The sequence below is a fragment of the Rhodococcus pyridinivorans genome (assembly GCF_900105195.1).
In the GTDB taxonomy this organism is placed as follows: domain Bacteria; phylum Actinomycetota; class Actinomycetes; order Mycobacteriales; family Mycobacteriaceae; genus Rhodococcus; species Rhodococcus pyridinivorans.
Genome location: NZ_FNRX01000002.1, coordinates 2,070,999 through 2,089,351, shown reverse-complemented (window position 1 = coordinate 2,089,351; position 18,353 = coordinate 2,070,999). Strand labels below are relative to the sequence as shown.

At 68.7% G+C, this 18,353-nt stretch carries 22 protein-coding genes; 15 read left to right on the top strand and 7 right to left on the bottom strand.

The genetic code is table 11. From position 1 onward, the window contains the following. Window positions 1–11: 11 nt before the first annotated feature. Together purE and BLV31_RS10035 are read right to left on the bottom strand one after the other, a co-directional pair. A complete protein-coding gene (gene purE, locus BLV31_RS10040; RefSeq protein ID WP_081263363.1) occupies window positions 12–524 on the bottom strand; it encodes a 5-(carboxyamino)imidazole ribonucleotide mutase in 513 nt (170 codons plus the stop codon). Next, window positions 517–1,791, bottom strand: a complete 1,275-nt coding sequence (locus BLV31_RS10035; protein WP_064060250.1) for a 5-(carboxyamino)imidazole ribonucleotide synthase — start codon at window positions 1,789–1,791, stop codon at window positions 517–519. The genes purE and BLV31_RS10035 overlap by 8 nt, the downstream gene beginning before the upstream one ends. Window positions 1,792–1,947: 156 nt before the next feature. Here BLV31_RS10035 and BLV31_RS10030 point away from each other — a divergent pair, with 156 nt between their 5' ends. Beyond that, window positions 1,948–2,496: a GtrA family protein gene (locus BLV31_RS10030; RefSeq protein WP_064060249.1), complete on the top strand. Its 549-nt coding sequence runs from the start codon at window positions 1,948–1,950 to the stop codon at window positions 2,494–2,496. Here BLV31_RS10030 and BLV31_RS10025 read toward each other — a convergent pair. From BLV31_RS10025 to BLV31_RS10010, 4 genes are all read right to left on the bottom strand, one after another. Beyond that, complete coding sequence (locus BLV31_RS10025) at window positions 2,493–3,800, bottom strand: sensor histidine kinase (RefSeq protein WP_006550186.1); 1,308 nt, start codon at window positions 3,798–3,800, stop codon at window positions 2,493–2,495. The two genes, BLV31_RS10030 and BLV31_RS10025, sit on opposite strands and share 4 nt — an antisense overlap. A gap of 10 nt (window positions 3,801–3,810) precedes the next feature. Beyond that, on the bottom strand, window positions 3,811–4,494 hold the full coding sequence (locus tag BLV31_RS10020; protein WP_024101522.1) for a response regulator transcription factor: 684 nt from the start codon (window positions 4,492–4,494) through the stop codon (window positions 3,811–3,813). A 117-nt stretch (window positions 4,495–4,611) separates the two neighbouring features. Further along, window positions 4,612–5,181: a PH domain-containing protein gene (locus BLV31_RS10015; protein ID WP_039584821.1), complete on the bottom strand. Its 570-nt coding sequence runs from the start codon at window positions 5,179–5,181 to the stop codon at window positions 4,612–4,614. A gap of 55 nt (window positions 5,182–5,236) precedes the next feature. After that, a complete protein-coding gene (locus tag BLV31_RS10010) occupies window positions 5,237–6,082 on the bottom strand; it encodes a biotin--[acetyl-CoA-carboxylase] ligase (protein WP_072740420.1) in 846 nt (281 codons plus the stop codon). 116 nt (window positions 6,083–6,198) lie between these two features. On the opposite strand from BLV31_RS10010, the gene BLV31_RS10005 reads away from it, so the two are divergent. The 3 genes from BLV31_RS10005 to BLV31_RS09995 all read left to right on the top strand — a co-directional run bounded on the left by BLV31_RS10005 (window position 6,199) and on the right by BLV31_RS09995 (window position 8,986). Continuing rightward, window positions 6,199–7,839: an acyl-CoA carboxylase subunit beta gene (locus BLV31_RS10005; RefSeq protein ID WP_019288520.1), complete on the top strand. Its 1,641-nt coding sequence runs from the start codon at window positions 6,199–6,201 to the stop codon at window positions 7,837–7,839. A gap of 156 nt (window positions 7,840–7,995) precedes the next feature. Then, window positions 7,996–8,322: an acyl-CoA carboxylase subunit epsilon gene (locus tag BLV31_RS10000; protein WP_006550181.1), complete on the top strand. Its 327-nt coding sequence runs from the start codon at window positions 7,996–7,998 to the stop codon at window positions 8,320–8,322. 1 nt (window position 8,323) lies between these two features. Continuing rightward, window positions 8,324–8,986 carry a Maf family protein gene (locus tag BLV31_RS09995; protein ID WP_006550180.1) on the top strand — a complete coding sequence of 221 codons (663 nt, stop codon included), beginning with the start codon at window positions 8,324–8,326 and terminating at the stop codon, window positions 8,984–8,986. A gap of 13 nt (window positions 8,987–8,999) precedes the next feature. Here the strand turns inward: BLV31_RS09995 and BLV31_RS09990 are convergent, their stop codons facing one another. Next, window positions 9,000–9,416 (bottom strand): group III truncated hemoglobin, encoded by a 417-nt coding sequence (locus tag BLV31_RS09990; protein WP_019288521.1) that lies wholly within the window; start codon window positions 9,414–9,416, stop codon window positions 9,000–9,002. Between the two features lie 62 nt (window positions 9,417–9,478). Between BLV31_RS09990 and BLV31_RS09985 the strand changes: the two genes are divergently transcribed. The 11 genes from BLV31_RS09985 (at window position 9,479) to BLV31_RS09935 (ending at window position 18,350) form a co-directional block, all read left to right on the top strand. Continuing rightward, window positions 9,479–10,372, top strand: coding sequence for a sulfurtransferase (locus tag BLV31_RS09985; protein WP_024101525.1), 894 nt, complete (start codon window positions 9,479–9,481; stop codon window positions 10,370–10,372). Further along, entirely contained in the window at window positions 10,369–10,782 is a 414-nt protein-coding gene (locus BLV31_RS09980; RefSeq protein ID WP_006550177.1) for a SufE family protein, read from the top strand. The genes BLV31_RS09985 and BLV31_RS09980 overlap by 4 nt, the downstream gene beginning before the upstream one ends. 7 nt (window positions 10,783–10,789) lie before the next feature. Further along, entirely contained in the window at window positions 10,790–12,250 is a 1,461-nt protein-coding gene (locus BLV31_RS09975; protein WP_019288523.1) for a condensation domain-containing protein, read from the top strand. Between the two features lie 120 nt (window positions 12,251–12,370). Then, window positions 12,371–14,161, top strand: a complete 1,791-nt coding sequence (locus BLV31_RS09970) for an acetyl/propionyl/methylcrotonyl-CoA carboxylase subunit alpha (protein ID WP_039584825.1) — start codon at window positions 12,371–12,373, stop codon at window positions 14,159–14,161. Between the two features lie 128 nt (window positions 14,162–14,289). Further along, window positions 14,290–14,667: a DUF1707 SHOCT-like domain-containing protein gene (locus BLV31_RS09965; protein ID WP_006550174.1), complete on the top strand. Its 378-nt coding sequence runs from the start codon at window positions 14,290–14,292 to the stop codon at window positions 14,665–14,667. A gap of 119 nt (window positions 14,668–14,786) precedes the next feature. Next, on the top strand, window positions 14,787–15,221 hold the full coding sequence (locus BLV31_RS09960; RefSeq protein ID WP_039584911.1) for a DUF1707 SHOCT-like domain-containing protein: 435 nt from the start codon (window positions 14,787–14,789) through the stop codon (window positions 15,219–15,221). Between the two features lie 3 nt (window positions 15,222–15,224). Further along, window positions 15,225–15,587, top strand: a complete 363-nt coding sequence (locus tag BLV31_RS09955; protein WP_006550172.1) for a VanZ family protein — start codon at window positions 15,225–15,227, stop codon at window positions 15,585–15,587. Window positions 15,588–15,684: 97 nt separating this feature from the next. Further along, a complete protein-coding gene (locus tag BLV31_RS09950; protein ID WP_064060877.1) occupies window positions 15,685–16,002 on the top strand; it encodes an SAV_915 family protein in 318 nt (105 codons plus the stop codon). After that, entirely contained in the window at window positions 15,999–16,280 is a 282-nt protein-coding gene (locus BLV31_RS09945; RefSeq protein WP_064060878.1) for a hypothetical protein, read from the top strand. The genes BLV31_RS09950 and BLV31_RS09945 overlap by 4 nt, the downstream gene beginning before the upstream one ends. 2 nt (window positions 16,281–16,282) lie before the next feature. Further along, window positions 16,283–17,428, top strand: a complete 1,146-nt coding sequence (locus BLV31_RS09940) for a hypothetical protein (RefSeq protein ID WP_248846228.1) — start codon at window positions 16,283–16,285, stop codon at window positions 17,426–17,428. After that, entirely contained in the window at window positions 17,415–18,350 is a 936-nt protein-coding gene (locus BLV31_RS09935) for a hypothetical protein (RefSeq protein ID WP_064060880.1), read from the top strand. The genes BLV31_RS09940 and BLV31_RS09935 overlap by 14 nt, the downstream gene beginning before the upstream one ends. The last annotated feature ends 3 nt before the right edge of the window (window positions 18,351–18,353 follow it).

The window sequence follows — 18,353 nt, the reverse complement described above, 5'->3', positions numbered from 1 at the left end:
GCGACGCTCCGTCAGCCGAGCAGCTTCTGCCGCAGCGCCTCGTCCTTCTCGAGCACCATCTGCTCGAGACCCGCCTGGAACTTCTCCATCTGCTCGCGCAGCGCCGGATCGGAGGCACCGAGGATGCGCGCGGCGAGCAGACCCGCGTTGCGGGCGCCGCCGATCGAGACGGTGGCGACGGGGACACCGGCGGGCATCTGCACGATCGACAGGAGCGAGTCCATACCGTCGAGGTACTTCAGCGGCACCGGAACGCCGATCACCGGCAGCGGGGTCGCCGAGGCGACCATGCCGGGTAGGTGGGCGGCGCCGCCGGCGCCCGCGATGATGACCTTGATCCCGCGGCCGGCGGCGTCCTTGGCGTAGTCGAGCATCCGCTGCGGCGTGCGGTGCGCCGAGACGACACCCACCTCGAAGCGGATCCCGAACTCGACCAGCGCCTCGGCCGCGGCCTGCATGGTCGGCCAGTCCGAATCGCTGCCCATGATCAGGCCGACCCGTGCACCCTGTGCCACGTCACTCACCGATTTCTCCCGTGTGTTCGTTCCAACCGTCGGTCCACACCGCGTGCGAGAGCCAGTGCGCCGCGCGTTCCGCGCGTTCGCGCACGGCGGCGAGGTACTCGGGATCGTCGATCGACCCGGACGGCGCGCCGAGCACGTTGACGTGGCCGATCTTGCGGTCCTTGCGCTCACCCTTGCCGTAGAGGTGCACGTGCACGTCGGGCATCCGGGCGAACAGGTGGTGCAGTCGCTCGTCCATGCTCATCGCCGGCGCCTCGGGCGCGCCGAGCACGTTCGCCATCACCGTCACCGGCGCGATCGGGTTCGTGTCGCCGAGCGGGTAGTCGAGCACGGCGCGCAGGTGCTGTTCGAACTGGCCGGTGCGGGCACCGTCCATGCCCCAGTGACCGGAGTTGTGCGGACGCATCGCCAGTTCGTTGACGATCAGCTCACCGGAGCGCGTCTCGAACAGCTCGACCGCCATGACACCGACGACGCCGAGCTCACCGGCGATGCGCAGCGCGAGCTGCTCGGCGGCGGTGGCGACGTCCTCGGGCAGGTTCGGGGCGGGTGCGATGACGACGGCGCACTGGCCGTCGCGCTGGACGGTCTCGACGACCGGCCACGACGCGCCCTGGCCGAACGGGGACCGCGCGACCATCGCCGACAGCTCGCGCGTCCACTCGACCTTCTCCTCGGCGAGGAGCGGGACACCGGCAGCGAGCTGATCGGCGACGACCCGCTCGAGTTCGGCGTGGTCGTCGAGAATCCACACGCCACGGCCGTCGTAGCCACCGCGTGCGGCCTTGAGCACGTACGGATCGCCGAGCGCGTCGAGGGCGGCGCGGGCATCCTCGACGGAGGTGATCTCCGCGAACTTCGGCATCGGTGCGCCGAGCTCACCGAGCCGCTTGCGCATCGCGATCTTGTCCTGGGCGTAGATCAGGGCCTGCGGGGGCGGCAGCACCGCGACGCCTTCGCGCTGCAGGACCTCGAGATGTTCGGCCGGGACACCCTCGTGATCGAAGGTCAGCGCGTGCGCGCCGGTCGCGGCGCGGCGGAGGGCGTCGAGGTCGTCATGGCTGCCGAGCACCACATTCGGGCTGACCTGCGCGGCGGGTTCGTCGGCGCTCCCGGCGAGGACGCGGAGCGTCTGGCCGAGCGCGATCGCCGCCTGATGGGTCATCCGCGCGAGCTGTCCACCACCGATCATCGTGACGACCGGCATGCCCGTCGTCAGGGTGCGGGGCGTATCGGATCTGGGGGACGATTCAGGTCTGCCTGTCACGGCTGTCCATGGTGTCACAGCATGTCGTGACGTCGTTCCGCTGCTCCCCCGCCGAGCGTCGAGGGACCTCCCACCGGCCCGCCCAGCGGTGTGGGAATGCCGACATGTGCGGTCGGGTTTCGGAAATTCACCTCTTCGTTTCGTACACTTCTCCAAGTGACAATCGTCGATGAAGCGTTGAGCAGAGTTCCCCAGCCTTTCCGGGGGCTGTTGCTCCGGCATCGCGAATTGATCAAATTCGCCATCGTCGGCGGCACCACCTTCGTGATCGACTCGGCGATCTTCTACACGCTCAAGCTCACAGTTCTGTCCGAGAAGCCGGTGACCGCCAAGATCATCGCCGGTGTCGTCGCGGTGATCTGCTCGTACATCCTCAACCGCGAATGGTCCTTCCGTAATCGCGGCGGTCGCGAGCGCGCCCACGAGGCGTTCCTGTTCTTCTTCGTCAGCGGTATCGGCGTCGTGCTCTCGTTCATCCCGCTATGGATCTCGAGTTACGTCTTCGACCTGCGCGTACCCGAGGTGAGCCTCGCGACGGAGAACATCGCCGACTTCGTCAGCGCGTACATCATCGGCAACCTGCTGCAGATGATCTTCCGCTTCTACTGCTTCAAGAAGTTCGTCTTTCCGGAGGAGATGGTCCCGGACGCCCCCTGGGCGAGCCCAGCGAGCAGCTCGACCGCTCCTGACGGGAAGAAGGTCTAGCGGGGTTCGCGCGTGCCGGTCGGCGTACAGGTGTCCCGATCGCGGGGCGCGCCGAGGAACAGCGCAAACAGTGCCGGCCGGCGTCGCTGCAGTTCGAGGCGACCGCCGTCGGCCTCCGCGAGGGCACGTGCGAGCGCCAGTCCCACCCCGGTCGACCCGCCCCCGGAGAAGCCGCGGTCGAAGACGTACGGCGCGACCTCGTCGCTGACACCCTCTCCCTCGTCGGCCACCTCGACACACACCGTGACGTCGCCGCGGGTCGCGACCTGCCGCACCGAGACCGTGCACGTGCCTCCTCCGTGCACGAGCGCGTTGTCGACCAGCACCGCCACCGCCTCACGCAACCGCGAACCGGTCACCGCCGCCCGCAACGACGGATCGCCGCGCAACACCAGCTCCCGTCCCGCCTCCTCGTAGGGACCGCGCCAGTCGGCGACGACACCGGTGAGTTCGCCGACCACCGAGACGTCGGTGCGCTGGTCGGCACTGCTGTCGCGGGACTGGCGCACGAGACCGTCGATCGCGGTGGTCAGCCGGTCCACCTGTGCCATGGCCGCCTCGGCCTCCTCCACCACGGCAGGATCCTCGTGGGTGGACAACTCGTCGAGCCGCAGCCGGATCGCGGTCATCCGGGAGCGGAGCTGATGCGAGACGTCGCCGACGAGCGCGTGCTCGCGCTGCAGGCGGTGCGAAATCTCGACGGCGGCCGAATCCAGCACGTCGGAGACGCGATCGAGTTCGGGGATACCGTGCCGCCGGGCCACCGGGCGGAAGTCGCCCTCGGCGAGACGGGCCGCGCGGTTCGCCACGTCGCGCAGCGGGTCGGCGAGTCTTCGGGCGGTCGCCACCGCGACCAGCGCCCCGGCCGCGACGGACAGCAGCACCAGCAGGCTCACCGCGGCGAGCACCTGCTGCTGCAGAGTTCGCATGCTCTCCGAGGGCACCTCGATGAGCAGCGAGCCGGACGTCCCCATCGACAACGACTCGACGATCGACGCCCCGAGCACCGGCGTGCCGATGTCCAGCCGCGCCGCGACGTTCTCGGGTGTCGGGTAGACCACGACAGCCCGCCCGTCGGTGGGGACGAGCAGACGCAGGGAACTCGTGTCGAGACCACCGACGACGAATCCGTCGGTGCCCTCCTGGGCGATGATCTCGTCGGCCATGCGTTCGAGCCGGTTCTGCAGGTCGCGGCGGGCGGTGTCCTCGACGAACAGGAACGCCGTGTAGGCCAGCGGAATGCCGAGCAACAGCGCGACGAGCAGGACGGTCGCCAGGACGGCGTTGAGGATGCGGCTGCGCACGCCGGAGACGCTAGTCGGTGTTCAGCCGGAAACCGACACCGCGCACCGTGGCGATGCGACGTTCCCCGGCCGGCCCCTCGTCGCCGATCTTGCGGCGCAACCACGACATGTGCATGTCGAGCGTCTTCGAACCGCGCAGGTCGGCGTCGCCCCACACCTCCTCGAGGATCGCGTCGCGGGAGACGACCTGCCCCGCGTGCTCGAGCAGCACACGCAGGAGCTCGTACTCCTTGTTGGCGAGCGTCACCTCGGAGCCGTCCACGAGGACACGGCGCGCGGCACGTTCGAGCCGGATCCCGGCGACGTCCACGATGTCGTCGTTCTCCGGGCCGCCGCGCCGGCGCAACAGCGCGCGCACACGCGCCATGAGCTCAGCGAGACGGAACGGTTTGCCGACGTAGTCGTCGGCGCCGGCATCGAGACCGACGACGAAGTCGACCTCGTCGGTGCGGGCGGTGAGCATGAGCACGGCCAGATCGGAGCGGCTCGCCCGGATCTGGCGACACACTTCGAGTCCGTCCATCCCAGGTAGACCGAGGTCGAGGATGAGCAGTTCGAACCTGCCCGACAGTGCCTGTTCGAGCGCGGCCGGACCGTTGTCCTCGACGGTCACGTCGTACCCTTCGCGTCCCAGTGCGCGGGACAGCGGTGCAGCGATTGCGTCGTCGTCTTCGGCGAGTAGAACGGCAGTCACCACGCCAGCGTACGGATCGCGGTTCGCTTTGTCGGGATTACCGGCGACTCGCGTCGGCGCACCTGCGACTCGCGTCGGCGCACCTGCGACTCTCGTCGGCGCACCTGCGACTCGCGGTCACCACCCCTTGCGGTGCTCATGCCCGTGCTCGTCGCGCCGGTAGCGGGTGGTGTGACGGTCACCGGGCCGCTGGTTCTGCGCGTCGAAGGCCTGCCGGTAGAGCAGGGCGTGCACCTGCTGGACGTCAGGGATGTCGTCGAACTCGATGGGATCGTCGGCGGCGGACACCACGACGAGCGTGCCGGTCCGGAGCATCCGGTCGACGAGGCCGTGCCGGAACTGGACGTTGCTGATCCGGCCCATCGGGATGTCGATACCCGTGTGGGTGAGCACACCGGTGCGGACGAGGACGCGCCGGTCGGTGACGATGAAGTGCGTGGTGAGCCACCCGACGAAGGGAGGGACGCACCGCCAGCCGACGAGGCCGATCCACGCCGCGGCCACGGCGAGGCCACACCAGGTCGCGGCGGCACCGTCGAGCCGCGCCTGGACGAGTCCCACCAGGAAACCGGCGACCATCGTCGACACGAGGAAGGTGGCCGTCGGCAGTACGAGAGACTTCCAGTGCGGATGCCGGTGCAGCAGCAACTCTTCCTCGGGTGCGAGGGCGTCCTCCGGGTATCCCATACCGCCCACGATGGCATATGTCGGTCTTGTACCGATGCGAGCAGTCGCAGGGTGCTCAGACCGGTCGCAGATGTGTGATGTCGCCCGCAGCGACCGCCACGGACTCTTCCCCGCCGTCGGGGCGGATCACGATCCGTCCCTGGTCGTCGACGTCGGTCGCGACGCCGTGCAGATCGGTGTCGCCGGGCAGGATCGCACGGACGCGCTGCCCGACCGTGCCGCATCGTTCGCGGTAGGCCGCGGCGAGTTCGGTGGTGTCCCATCCCGCCCGGGCCCACGCCCGGATCCGCTCGCCGAAGCCGGCAAGCAGCGCCTGCGCGAGCGGCGTGCGATCGAGTTCGGTGGCGTCCTCGAGCAGCAGCGAGGTGGCGGTGGGGACGGGCAGTTCGTCGCGTCCGAGGGTGGCGTTGATGCCGATGCCAGCGACGACCGTGGGCACCGGCGAGGTGGCCGCGACCTCCACGAGGATCCCGGCGAGCTTGCGTCCGTCGACGAGGACGTCGTTGGGCCACTTCAGTTGTGCCGCAACGCCGGTCACGGATCGCACAGCGTCGACGGCGGCGATGCCGCACAACAGCGGGAGCCAACCGAGGTTCTGCAGGGGGCACTCGGGCAGCCGCAGCAGGACCGACACGATGACCTGCGCGCCGGGCACACCGTTCCAGGTGCGGGAGTGGCGACCGCGGCCGCCGTGCTGGAACTCGGCGAGCAGCACGCGACGGTCGTCGCCGGTCGCGGCGACGGCGAGCAGATCCGCGTTCGTCGAGGCCGTGTCGGCGACGACGTCGAGACGTGTGTAGAAACCTTCGCGCTCGACGCCGACAAGGGCATCGCGCAACGCCGCCTCGTCGAGCGGTGTGCGGAGGGCGAGGAGATCGGTCGTGGGCCGGTCGGATGCCATGTAGACAGCCTAAAGTGGGCCTTCGCCACCTACCCGCCGGTAGGTCCGGAGCGGTGGTCCGGCCTTCGGGACCTCGATGCAGCGGCCTTGTATGACGATCGCTAAGCTGACTGGCCATGACCACTGTCCAGGAGCCGTCCGCGCCCGAGGCGGCGAGTACGCCCGATATCCACACCACCGCCGGCAAGCTGGCCGACCTGCGCAACCGTCAAGCACAGGCCAAGGTCCCGGTCGGTGAGGCCGCAGTCGAGAAGGTTCACGCCAAGGGCAAGCTGACCGCTCGCGAGCGCATCCAGGCGCTGCTCGACGAAGGATCGTTCGTCGAACTCGACGCCCTCGCTCGCCACCGCAGCACCAACTTCGGCCTGGCCGACAACCGTCCGCTCGGCGACGGCGTCGTCACCGGCTACGGCACGATCGACGGCCGCGACGTCTGCGTCTTCTCGCAGGACGCCACCGTCTTCGGCGGCAGCCTCGGCGAGGTCTACGGCGAGAAGATCGTCAAGGTCATGGACCTGGCCCTCAAGACCGGTCGTCCGCTGATCGGCATCAACGAAGGCGCCGGCGCGCGCATCCAGGAGGGTGTCGTCTCCCTCGGTCTCTACGGTGAGATCTTCCACCGCAACGTGCAGGCCTCCGGTGTCATCCCGCAGATCTCGCTGATCATGGGCCCCGCGGCCGGTGGTCACGTCTACTCCCCCGCACTCACCGACTTCGTCGTGATGGTCGACCAGACCAGCCAGATGTTCGTCACCGGCCCGGACGTCATCAAGACCGTCACCGGCGAGGACGTCACGATGGAGGACCTCGGCGGCGCCCACACCCACATGGTCAAGTCGGGTGTCGCGCACTACGTCGCCGACGGCGAGCAGGACGCCCTGGACTACGTCAAGGACCTGCTGTCCTACCTGCCGAGCAACAACCAGGCCGCTGCACCGCGCCTCGCGCCGAGCGACCCGATCGAGGGTGCGATCGAGGACTCCCTCACCGCCGAGGACATCGAGCTCGACACGCTCATCCCGGATTCACCGAACCAGCCGTACGACATGCACGAGGTCATTCGTCGCCTGCTCGACGACGACGAGTTCCTCGAGGTCCAGGCCGAGCGCGCGAAGAACATCATCGTCGGCTTCGGGCGCGTCGACGGCCGCAGCGTCGGCATCGTCGCCAACCAGCCCACGCAGTTCGCCGGCTGCCTCGACATCGACGCGTCCGAGAAGGCCGCGCGCTTCGTCCGCACCTGCGACGCGTTCAACGTGCCGATCATCACGCTCGTCGACGTTCCCGGCTTCCTGCCCGGCACCGAGCAGGAGTACAACGGCATCATCCGCCGCGGCGCCAAGCTGCTCTACGCCTACGGCGAGGCGACCGTCGGCAAGATCACGGTCATCACCCGCAAGGCCTACGGCGGCGCGTACGACGTCATGGGTTCCAAGCACATGGGTGCCGACGTCAACCTCGCATGGCCCACCGCGCAGATCGCCGTCATGGGTGCCTCCGGCGCCGTCGGCTTCGTCTACCGCAAGCGCCTGCTCGAGGCCGCCAAGAACGGTCAGGACGTCGACGCGCTGCGCCTCGAACTGCAGAACGAGTACGAGGACACCCTGGTGAACCCGTACGTCGCCGCCGAGCGCGGTTACGTCGATGCGGTGATCCCGCCGTCGCACACGCGCGGACAGATCGTCTCCGCGCTGCGCCTGCTCGAGCGGAAGATGGTTTCGCTCCCGCCGAAGAAGCATGGAAACATTCCGCTGTGACGCTCGGCGGCAGGACCGGGCGCAGCTCGGTCCTGCCGCGACCGTACGGCGTAGCACGTCGCCGACGACGTGCGATGAACCCGAGAGAGGGATCGACATGACAGCGACCCGGTGGGCATCCGATGCCTGTGTGGACGCGTACCCGGGGGGTGCCCTGTGACAGCGACGGCAGAGGACAAGATCATCACCGAGTTCGAAGTCGAAGAGCAGCCGCCCGCGGTCGAGGCCACGGCCGCCGACGACGCGACCGAAGCCGCCCAGGAGAGCACCGCGGTCGCCGAAACCGCGGCTGCCATCCGCATCGTCAAGGGCAACCCCGCCGACGAGGAGATCGCGGCTCTCGTCGCCGTGCTCGCCGCTGCCGCTGCGTCGGCGGGCGACGAGGTGGTCGACACCCGGCCGCCCGAGACCTGGGGCGATCCGACGCGGACGCACCGGCAGTGGGCGCCGTTCTCGCCGTATTCGTACCCGAACCGCGGCTGACATGCCCCGGCTCGTTCTGGCCTCGGCTTCACCCGCCCGCCTCGCGGTTCTCCACGCGGCGGGCGTGAAGCCGTTGGTGCAGGTGTCGGAGGTCGACGAGGACGCGCTCATCGCGTCCCTCGGCCCCGGCACGCCGCCGGCGCAGGTGGTCACCGAGCTTGCCCGCGCCAAGGCCACCGACATCCTGCCCGTCCTGCGCGAGCAGAAGCTGCGCGACGCCGTCGTCATCGGCTGCGACTCGATGCTGCTGATCGACGGCGCTCTGCAGGGCAAGCCCGGCACCGTCGAGGCGGCCCGCGAGCGCTGGCGGGCGATGGCAGGCCGCAGCGGCGAGCTGCTCACCGGTCATGCCGTGCTCCGTCTCCGCGACGACGAGGTCGTCGCGGAGGCCGCCGACCACAGCGGCACCGTGGTGCACTTCGGCATCCCCACGGACGAGGAACTCGAGGCCTATCTCGACAGCGGTGAGCCGCTCGAGGTGGCCGGGGCCTTCACGCTCGACGGTCACGGGGGCTGGTTCGTCGAGGGCATCGAAGGCGATCCGTCGTCGGTGATCGGCATCGGGCTCCCGCTGGTGCGGCGCCTCCTCGCCGAGGTCGGCATCTCCGTCGCCCGGTTGTGGGCCGAGAACGCCGCGATCCCCGTCGAGGCGCTCGAGAACTGAGCCGTACCCGGCACTATCGGGCCGTGCCGCCGTACAAGGTCTTCTGCAACGAGCCCACCATCGCCTCGGCCTTGGTCTTCGCACGTTCGGCATCCACACCGTGGAACATCTCGTCCACGGTCCCGCACCACAACTGCAACCACCGCTCGAACCGGGCGGGGGTCAGTCCGTGGTGTCCGTGCAGCGCCCGGTGCACCGGCACGAACGCTCCGCGATAGCGGGTGGTGCGGAAGAGGATCTGCTCCCAGAAGTCGCCGACCACTACCAGATGGTCGTCGAGTCCGATCACGGCGAGGACGTCGAAGGCCGGCGCGAGCACGGGATCGTCGAGGGCCCGTTCGTAGAACCGCCGGACCAGCAGGTCGATGTGCTCCCGCGATGCGAGCTCGACCGGGGCCGGCCGGTCGCCGTGGGTGTCACTGCGGGTCACGTCCCGTCACGGTACCGCCTAGAATCGACGGCGCACCTGCCACCACAGCCTCAGGAGCCCATGTGCCCGTCGCACCCGATAGCAACCCTTCGTTCGCGGTATACGCCGATCCCAACCGTCTCGTGTCGACGGAGTGGTTGTCCGCTCATCTCGGTCATCCCGAAGTGAAGGTCGTAGAGTCCGACGAGGACGTCCTGCTCTACGACGTGGGGCACATCCCCGGTGCGGTGAAGATCGACTGGCATCTCGATCTCAACGACCCCGTCACCCGCGACTACATCGACGGCGAGCAGTTCGCCGCGCTCATGGATCGCAAGGGCATCCGCCGCACCGACACCGTGATCATCTACGGCGACAAGTCCAACTGGTGGGCCGCCTACGCACTGTGGGTCTTCACCCTCTTCGGCCACGAGGACGTCCGCCTGCTCGACGGTGGACGCGACGCGTGGATCTCCGAGAACCGCGACACCACCCTCGACATCCCCGCCGCCACGACGAGCGGTTACCCGGTCGTCGAGCGCAACGACGCCCGGATCCGCGCATTCAAGGACGATGTCCTCGCGCACCTGGGCAAGGGCCCGCTGGTCGACGTGCGGTCGCCGCAGGAGTACACCGGCGAGCGCACCCACATGCCCGACTACCCGGAGGAAGGCGCCCTGCGCGGTGGCCACATCCCCACCGCGGTGTCGATCCCGTGGGCGAAGGCAGCGGCGCCCGACGGCCGGTTCCGTGCGCGGCCCGAACTCGAGGAGATCTACGGCGACATCGACCAGGACGCCGACGTGATCGCCTACTGCCGGATCGGCGAGCGCTCGAGCCACACCTGGTTCGTCCTCACCTACCTGCTCGGATACTCGAACGTGCGCAACTACGACGGTTCGTGGACCGAGTGGGGCAACGCCGTCCGCGTGCCCATCGCCAAGGGCGACGAGCCCGGAGAAGCGCCGGCCGCATGAGCATTCCCGCCCCCCTCGCCGAGATCGTCGACGACTTCGCTGCCGTCGAAGGTCAGGACAAGCTGCAGTTGCTTCTCGAATTCAGCCGCGAGCTCCCGCCGCTTCCCGCCGAACTCGAGGAAGCGGCGATGGAGCCGGTGCCCGAGTGCCAGTCGCCGCTGTTCCTGTCCGTCGACGCATCCGACCGGTCGCAGGTGAAGCTCCACTTCAGCGCACCCGCCGAAGCCCCGACCACCCGCGGATTCGCATCGATCCTGCAGCAGGGACTCGACGGTCTCAGCGCACAGGAGATCCTCGACGTGCCCGACGACTTCTATGCCTCGCTCGGTCTCGCCGAGGCGGTCAGCCCGCTGCGGCTGCGAGGGATGAGCGCGATGCTCACGCGCATCAAGCGGCATCTCCGAACCTGACGCGGTCATGGAGTTCACCGAGCTCGCCGACTACCGGATCCCCCCGGGCGTTCTCACCGAATGGCTGCCGTGTGCGGCCGAGGACGACTGGCGCGAGGACCCTCGTCCCGCCTCGTACATCCACGAGGCGCATCTCAGGCGCACCTCGGGGGTCCGGTACGGCGGGGGCCGCGACTCCTGGCTCGGCACGGCCTTCGAGGTCCCCGGGCCCCTCGACACCGAGCGGTTCCGGCGGGCCCTGCAGCGCTGGATCGATCGGCACGAACCGCTGCGCAGCCACGCGCACCTCGACGAGGAGCAGAGCGGCGGCGGTCTGGTGCGGCGCACCGCTCCCCCCGGCCGGGTGTCGGTGCGACCCATCCGGCACGATCCCGCCGATCCCGACACCATCCACGAGCACCTGCTCGGTCTGTTCGACGACTACACGACCCCGCACTTGTGGCCGTCCTACGTCTTCGCGACGCTCGAGCGGACACCGGACGGGGATCCCGACAGCGCAGAAAGCGCGAAGGACACCGACGAGCGGTTCACAGTCTTCTTCGGCGCCGACCACTCCATCATCGACGGGTACTCGGTGGTGCTCGTGGCGCACGAGATCTCGGCGCTCTACGAGGAGGAGCGCACCGGTCGCGCCGCCGACCTGTTCCCGGTGGGCAGCTACATCGACTTCGGCGCCGCCGAACGCGACGAGTCCGCGCATCTCGACGACGACGACGAGGCCGTGCAGATCTGGCGGCGGACCCTCACCGAATGCGGCGGCGAACCGCCCGCCTTCCCCCTCCCGATCGGGGCGCGACCCGCGCACGCCACACCCCAGCAACGACTGTCGGAACGCTGGTTCGACGACGACGAGGCGAGCGCCTTCTCCGCATGCTGCCGACGCGCCGGGACGGGATTCTTCGCCGGCGTGCTGGCGTGCTTCGGCCGGGCGACGGCCGAACTCACCGGTGCGGATCGGTTCCGGACCGTCGCGCCCGCGCACACCCGCGCCGGGCCGATCTGGGCGGGTTCGCTCGGATGGTTCGTCGGCCTGCGTCCGATCGATCTGAAACTCACGGACACAACGGATTTCGAGACCCTGGCGATGCGGGCCGGCGACGAACTGCACCGCACCCGCGCGAGCGCACGAGTGCCGTTCGCGCGGGTGGGCGAACTCCTCGGCGTGCCCATCCGTCCACGTTTCGTCGTCTCGTACATGGACGTGCGGTTCGTACCGATGGCCGCCCAGTGGCCCGAATGGAACGCTCAGGCGCTGCGCAGCCGCAGCTTCACCCACGACGTCTACGTCTGGATCAACCGCACGCCCGAGGGTGTGAACATGTCGGCGCGATTTCCAGACAATACGGTCGCGGACAAGAACGTCCCGAGCCTTCTGACGCGCACCCGCGAACTGATGCACGAGGTCGCGGTGGGTGGACCGTGGATCGCACGGCCGGAAACGGCGGCAGTCCCACCTACCGGTGAGTAGCATTGTGCGCTCGAACGGCCGCCGTAATGTATACGGGCATCCGGTTACATCGTCGATCCGAATGGCGCTTAGACTGCCCGTCGACGGAAATAACCTAACGATCGATCAACAGGAGGCTCCGTGCCCAGTCATGCCAGCGCGCAGATCACGAAGGTGCTCGTCGCGAATCGCGGCGAAATCGCTGTGCGGGTCATCCGAGCCGCCAAGGACGCAGGCTACGGCAGTGTCGCCGTCTACGCCGAACCGGACGCAGACGCACAGTTCGTGAAGCTCGCCGACGAGGCGTTCGCACTGGGCGGCAACACCTCGGCCGAGTCCTACCTGGTGTTCGACAAGATCCTCGACGCCGCGGCCAAGTCCGGCGCCGACGCCATCCACCCCGGCTACGGCTTCCTCTCCGAGAACGCCGACTTCGCCCAGGCCGTGATCGACGCCGGCCTCATCTGGATCGGCCCCTCGCCGCAGTCCATCCGCGACCTCGGCGACAAGGTCACCGCCCGCCACATCGCCGAGCGCGCCAAGGCTCCGATGGCGGCCGGCACCAAGGATCCGGTGAAGAACGCCGACGAGGTCGTCGAGTTCGCCGAGAAGTACGGCGTGCCGGTCGCGATCAAAGCCGCCTTCGGCGGTGGTGGACGCGGCATGAAGGTCGCGCAGACCATCGAGGAGATCCCCGAACTGTTCGAGTCGGCCACCCGTGAGGCCGTCGCCGCCTTCGGTCGCGGCGAGTGCTTCGTCGAGCAGTACCTCGACAAGGCCCGCCACGTCGAGGCCCAGGTCATCGCCGACCAGCACGGCAACGTCATCGTCGCCGGCACTCGCGACTGCTCGCTGCAGCGCCGCTTCCAGAAGCTCGTCGAGGAGGCCCCCGCGCCGTTCCTGACCGACGAGCAGCGCAAGCGCATCCACGACTCCGCCAAGGCCATCTGCCGCGAGGCCGGTTACTACGGCGCCGGCACGGTCGAGTACCTCGTGCAGGGCGACACCGTCTCCTTCCTCGAGGTCAACACCCGCCTGCAGGTCGAGCACCCGGTCACCGAGGAGACCGCCGGCATCGACCTCGTGCGTCAGCAGTTCCGCATCGCCAACGGCGAGAAGCTCGAGCTCACCGAGGACCCGACCCCGCGCGGCCACAGCTTCGAGTTCCGCATCAACGGTGAGGACGCCGGTCGCGGCTTCCTCCCCGCTCCCGGCCCGATCACCGTCTACAAGGAGCCCACGGGCCCCGGCGTGCGTGTCGATTCGGGTGTCGTCGCCGGCGACGTCATCGGCGGTCAGTTCGACTCGATGCTCGCCAAGCTGATCGTCACCGGTGAGACCCGCGAGCAGGCGCTGCAGCGTGCTGCCCGCGCGCTGGCCGAGTTCGAGGTCGAGGGCCTGGCCACGGTCATCCCGTTCCACCGCCACATCGTCGAGAACCCGGCGTTCGTGGGCGACGGCGAGAAGTTCGACGTCTACACCAAGTGGATCGAGAACGAGTGGGAGAACACCATCGAGCCGTACACCGGTGGTGCCCCGATCGAGGACGAGGACGAGGCCCTGCCGCGGCAGAACGTCGTCGTCGAGGTCGGCGGACGCCGCGTCGAGGTGTCGCTGCCCGGGCAGTTCTCGCTCGGCGGTAACGGCGGCGGCGCCGGCGTGATCCGCAAGAAGCCGAAGCCCCGCAAGCGCGGTGGCGGCGGCGCCGGCAAGGCGTCGGGCGACGCGGTGACCGCACCCATGCAGGGCACCGTCGTCAAGGTCGCGGTTGCCGAGGGCCAGGAGGTCGCCGAGGGCGAGCTCATCGCCGTGCTCGAGGCCATGAAGATGGAGAACCCGGTCAACGCCCACAAGGCGGGCGTCGTCACCGGCCTGGCGGTCGAGCCGGGTGCCGCGGTCACCCAGGGCACCGTGCTCACCGAGATCAAGTAGGACCCCGCCCGAGCAACGCTCGAGCAGTACGGCCGACGGTCCCCCGCATCGCTCACGATGCGGGGGACCTCGCCGTATCGGGCCCCCGTGACCGGCTCATGCGCGCGAAGAACCACTAGCCTGGAGTCATGGCCGACCGCCCCGACATCCGCATCGGCACCGCCGAGCGTGAAGAAGCCGTAGCGCTGCTCGGCGAGCACTTCGCCGCGGGCCGTCTCAGCCTGGCGGAATTCGACGAGCGGGTCGCACTCGCCACGCAGGCCACGGTGCGTGGCGACCTGATCCCCTTGTTCGCCGACCTGCCCTCGGCGCCGGCCGCGATGGCCACCACCGGGCCACGCGATCTGGCGGAACAGCTGCTCACGTTGGTTCCGTTCATCCTGGTCGCGCTGCTCGTGATCGTCGTCTTCCGGCACCCGATCGCGCTGCTCATCGCCTTCGGTGTGCTGTTCGTCGCGGGTCGCCGGGCCTACCGGCTCCTCGGCGAGGGCCGCGGGCCGTCCTGACCTCGCGGTACCCGGCCGCGTCCTTCTGCTGTTGCAGAGATCCTGTAGCGGATATCACAGCTCTTCGAGAGGTGCCCGTGGCTGTTGCCGGTCCGACGGCACAGGTTAGTGTGGCCGGCATGCCCGAACACCCCGACGTCCGGATCGGCAACGCAGAACGCAGTGAGGCTCTCGACCTGCTCGGCGAGCACTTCGCGCTCGGCCGGCTGACGCTGTCGGAGTTCGACGAACGCAGCGCGATGGCGTCGGCGGCCGGGACGCGCGGTGATCTCGACGTGCTGTTCACCGACCTGCCCGCCCACCTCACCGATAGCTCGGCCACGACCCGGGACGATCTTCCGGTGATCATCCCGAAGAGGGATCCCGAGCGGTGGCGCGAGGTCGTGATGGGCCTGACGCCGCTGGTCGCGCTCGTGCTGTTCTTCACCTTCGACACGTGGTTGTTCTTCCTGCTGATCCCCGCCGTGGGCATCGTCCTGTTCGCCGGTCGCGACCGGGACGGGCACAGCACCGACGACGCCGACACCCACCGTGGTGAGAAGAAGAACGCTTGAACCGTGCCGTCCACGCTCCTCCGGCATCGTGCACTGCCCCTGATCCTCGCGGTCGTCGTCATCACCGCGATGCTGCTCTCCCCCGGCAGCACGGTGCCGAGCGGCCCGCCGCACGCCGACAAGGTCACACACGCGCTGATGTTCCTGGCGCTCGCGCTCTGCTCCCGCTACGCACGAATCTCCCCCGTCGTCACGGTGGTGTGGCTGGGCCTCTACGGCGTGTTGACGGAGATCCTCCAGGCCACGGTGGCCGTGCGGCGTTCCGGATCGTTCTGGGACTGGTGCGCCGATCTCGTCGGCGTTGCGATCGGCCTCGCCGTCGCGGCCGTCGTCGGCTCACGTTCTCGCGTACGGTCGAAACCGTAAGCATCAATCCGTGATTCGTCACAAACCCTGACGCTGGTAGCCTCCTCTGCGCCGACAGTCCGACGGGGGATCGGACAGGCTGCTCACGGGGGAACGAATGTCGCAGGAACAGGTCGCGGACGCACTACCGACGGTGCTCCCGCCGTATCTCTATCTACCGTGCGCGGAAGCGGTCCCGGATCCGGCCGATGCCACCGTCGACTATCGGTATCTCAGCGACGGCCGCATCGCGCTGCTCGCCTACACGGCTCTCGACCGTCTCCACTCCTGTTGCGGCGCCGGGCAACCGTGGCTGGTGCTGCCCACGCACATGCTCCCGCGACTGCGGGAGGCACAGCCGTGGGATTCGCTGCTGCTCGACGTCCCGATACCCGAAGCGGAACGTCGGCACCCGGCCTCCGGAGACGCGAGATGAGCCTGTACGTCGATCCCGACGAACTCGATCGGGCCGCGGGCATCTACACGGGTGCGGCCACCGACACCGCGGATCTCGCCGATACCTGCCCCACGAGCGTGGACGCGGGTCTTGCGACCGGCCCACTCACCGGCATGCTGGCGCAGATCGTCACCGACCTCGCCGGCACGGTCGAGGTGCTCGGCGGAACGGGTGGCCTGCTGACGACCACAGCGCAGACGTACCGGGAAGCCGACGACGAGGCCGCCGCCGCGCTCGTCCGGACCTGGTCGGAGTGACCGTGCCGATCGACACCTTCATCGCCGGCAACCCCACCGATATCCGACGGGTCGAGGACTGGATCCGCACGACGCTGGGCACCACGATCGGGAACGTCGCCGACGCCGCAGCCCGGGCGCGTCGCATCGCCGACGACGCCTGGGAGGGCGACGCTTCCGAGACCTACCTCGACAGGTCGAGCGAACACGTCCACGCCGTCGACGATTTCCACGAGCGGACATCGAGGACCGCCGATGTCTTCGCGGGCCTGGCGGGCGAACTGTCGCGTGCCCTGTCCGACATGGCCGGCATCCGGGCTCGCGCCGCGGCCGCGGGACTGCCGGTCGTGGGCAACACGATCGGTGATCCTCCCCCGGGTGACGACGAAGTCGCTTTCCGAAGGGCCTCGGCATATCAGGAGGCGAATGACGCCGCCGAGGCGGTGCACGCTCGATGGTCGGTCGCAATCGCAACTGCCGTGAACACCTGGATCGGACACGTGTGGTCCGCGACTTTTCTGACAACCACCGGGTTCGACTCCGCCGACCTGTACCGGAGTGGTCGGGTGAAGGCATTGCTCGAGCTTCGGGAGAGTCTTCGTAACGCAGCACTCCTGTCGATGGAACGATTTCTCGCACTGCCGGACGGCACACCCTACGGTGAACTGCGACGTCTGTTCGATATCGCTCAGCATCCGCTTCAAGACCTCGCCGACACAGGCAGACACCTCGACGACGCGGTACCGCTGTCCCGAACTGCCGCCAGAGTCGCAGGGGCCGCAAACGCTCTCGGTTTCGTCGCCGGCGTAGGGCTGGACTATTTCGCCGGCGGCGAGTCGCTCGAACAGGCTGTGGCCTCCAACAGCGCGGGTCTGATGGCATCGATGACGACCGGCGCCGCGGTAGGAGCCGCAGTCGGATCGGTCGTTCCCATTGCCGGCACCGCTGTCGGCACTGTGATCGGTGTGCTGGCGGGAACCGCCGGCGGAATCTTCACATCCGGCATGGTCGACCACATCTACGAGTCGGGCACGAGCTCCGCCTTGGGAACGGTCATGGCCGGGGTGAACGAACTCGGAGGTGCAGCAGACGCTACGGCGGATCTCCTCGACGCGACCGTCGGTGGAGTGACGCGACTGGGACGAGGAGTTCTCGATGCAGTTTTCTGACGGTTCCGACCTCCGCACCTACGGAAATCCGCGGGCACTGTACGTCATCGTGTTCACAGCCGTCGTCGGCCTGTTGTTCCCCGCACTTCTCGTCGGCGTCTTCGTCGAACAGGCAACAGCAGGAATGCCACTCGAAGCACCCACCGGCACGACCTTCCTGTTGGCTCTGGGGGCAACGGTTCTGGTGTATCCGGTGATCGGTTTCCTCATGTACAGCCCACGCACCCGAGCGGAGCACATCGTCGCGGAAACCGAAACCGACTCCCCGGCCTTGGTTCTGCGACAGTCACCTTCGGTCTTCTGGGCCGCTCCCGCTCAGATCGGGATGCTGACGCTGATGTTGCTCGCCGCCGTCTGGACGACCCCGAACGCCGGAGACCGGACGAGCGAGAACGTGATCATGACGATCGTCATCTGCTCGTGGCAGGTCGGTTTCTACTTCTTCGTCGCCCGGCGGACGCTGCGCCCCGGCCGGATCGCACTCTCCGTGGACGGAATCCGCTTCAGCGATCACGCCACCGACACCTGGATACCCTGGAACGCCACGGCATCCGGCGTTCAACCCGATCCCCGGTACGTCGTGCTGGTCGCCCTGCCGCAGTGGGGCGCCGTGACGAGCGCACGAGTTCCGTTGCCGTGGCGGATCATCGACGACCGCAAGGACAGCGACCTACGTCCCTCATCCCGACGCCACCCCGGTCATACTGCCCGCATCGACCGGCGCCGGTTCGAGATCGCTCCCGAACTCCTCGACGCCGTGCTCGACCACTATCTCCGCGACCCCGACGCTCGCGCCGAACTCGCCGATCCCGACGCTGTCGCACGCCGAGTCGACGAGCTGCGCTCCTACGCACCCGGACCGCGGTGGCGACGCTACGGTCCGGTCCCCGTGCCAACCCTGAGCACGCCGGCGCCGAGGTGACGG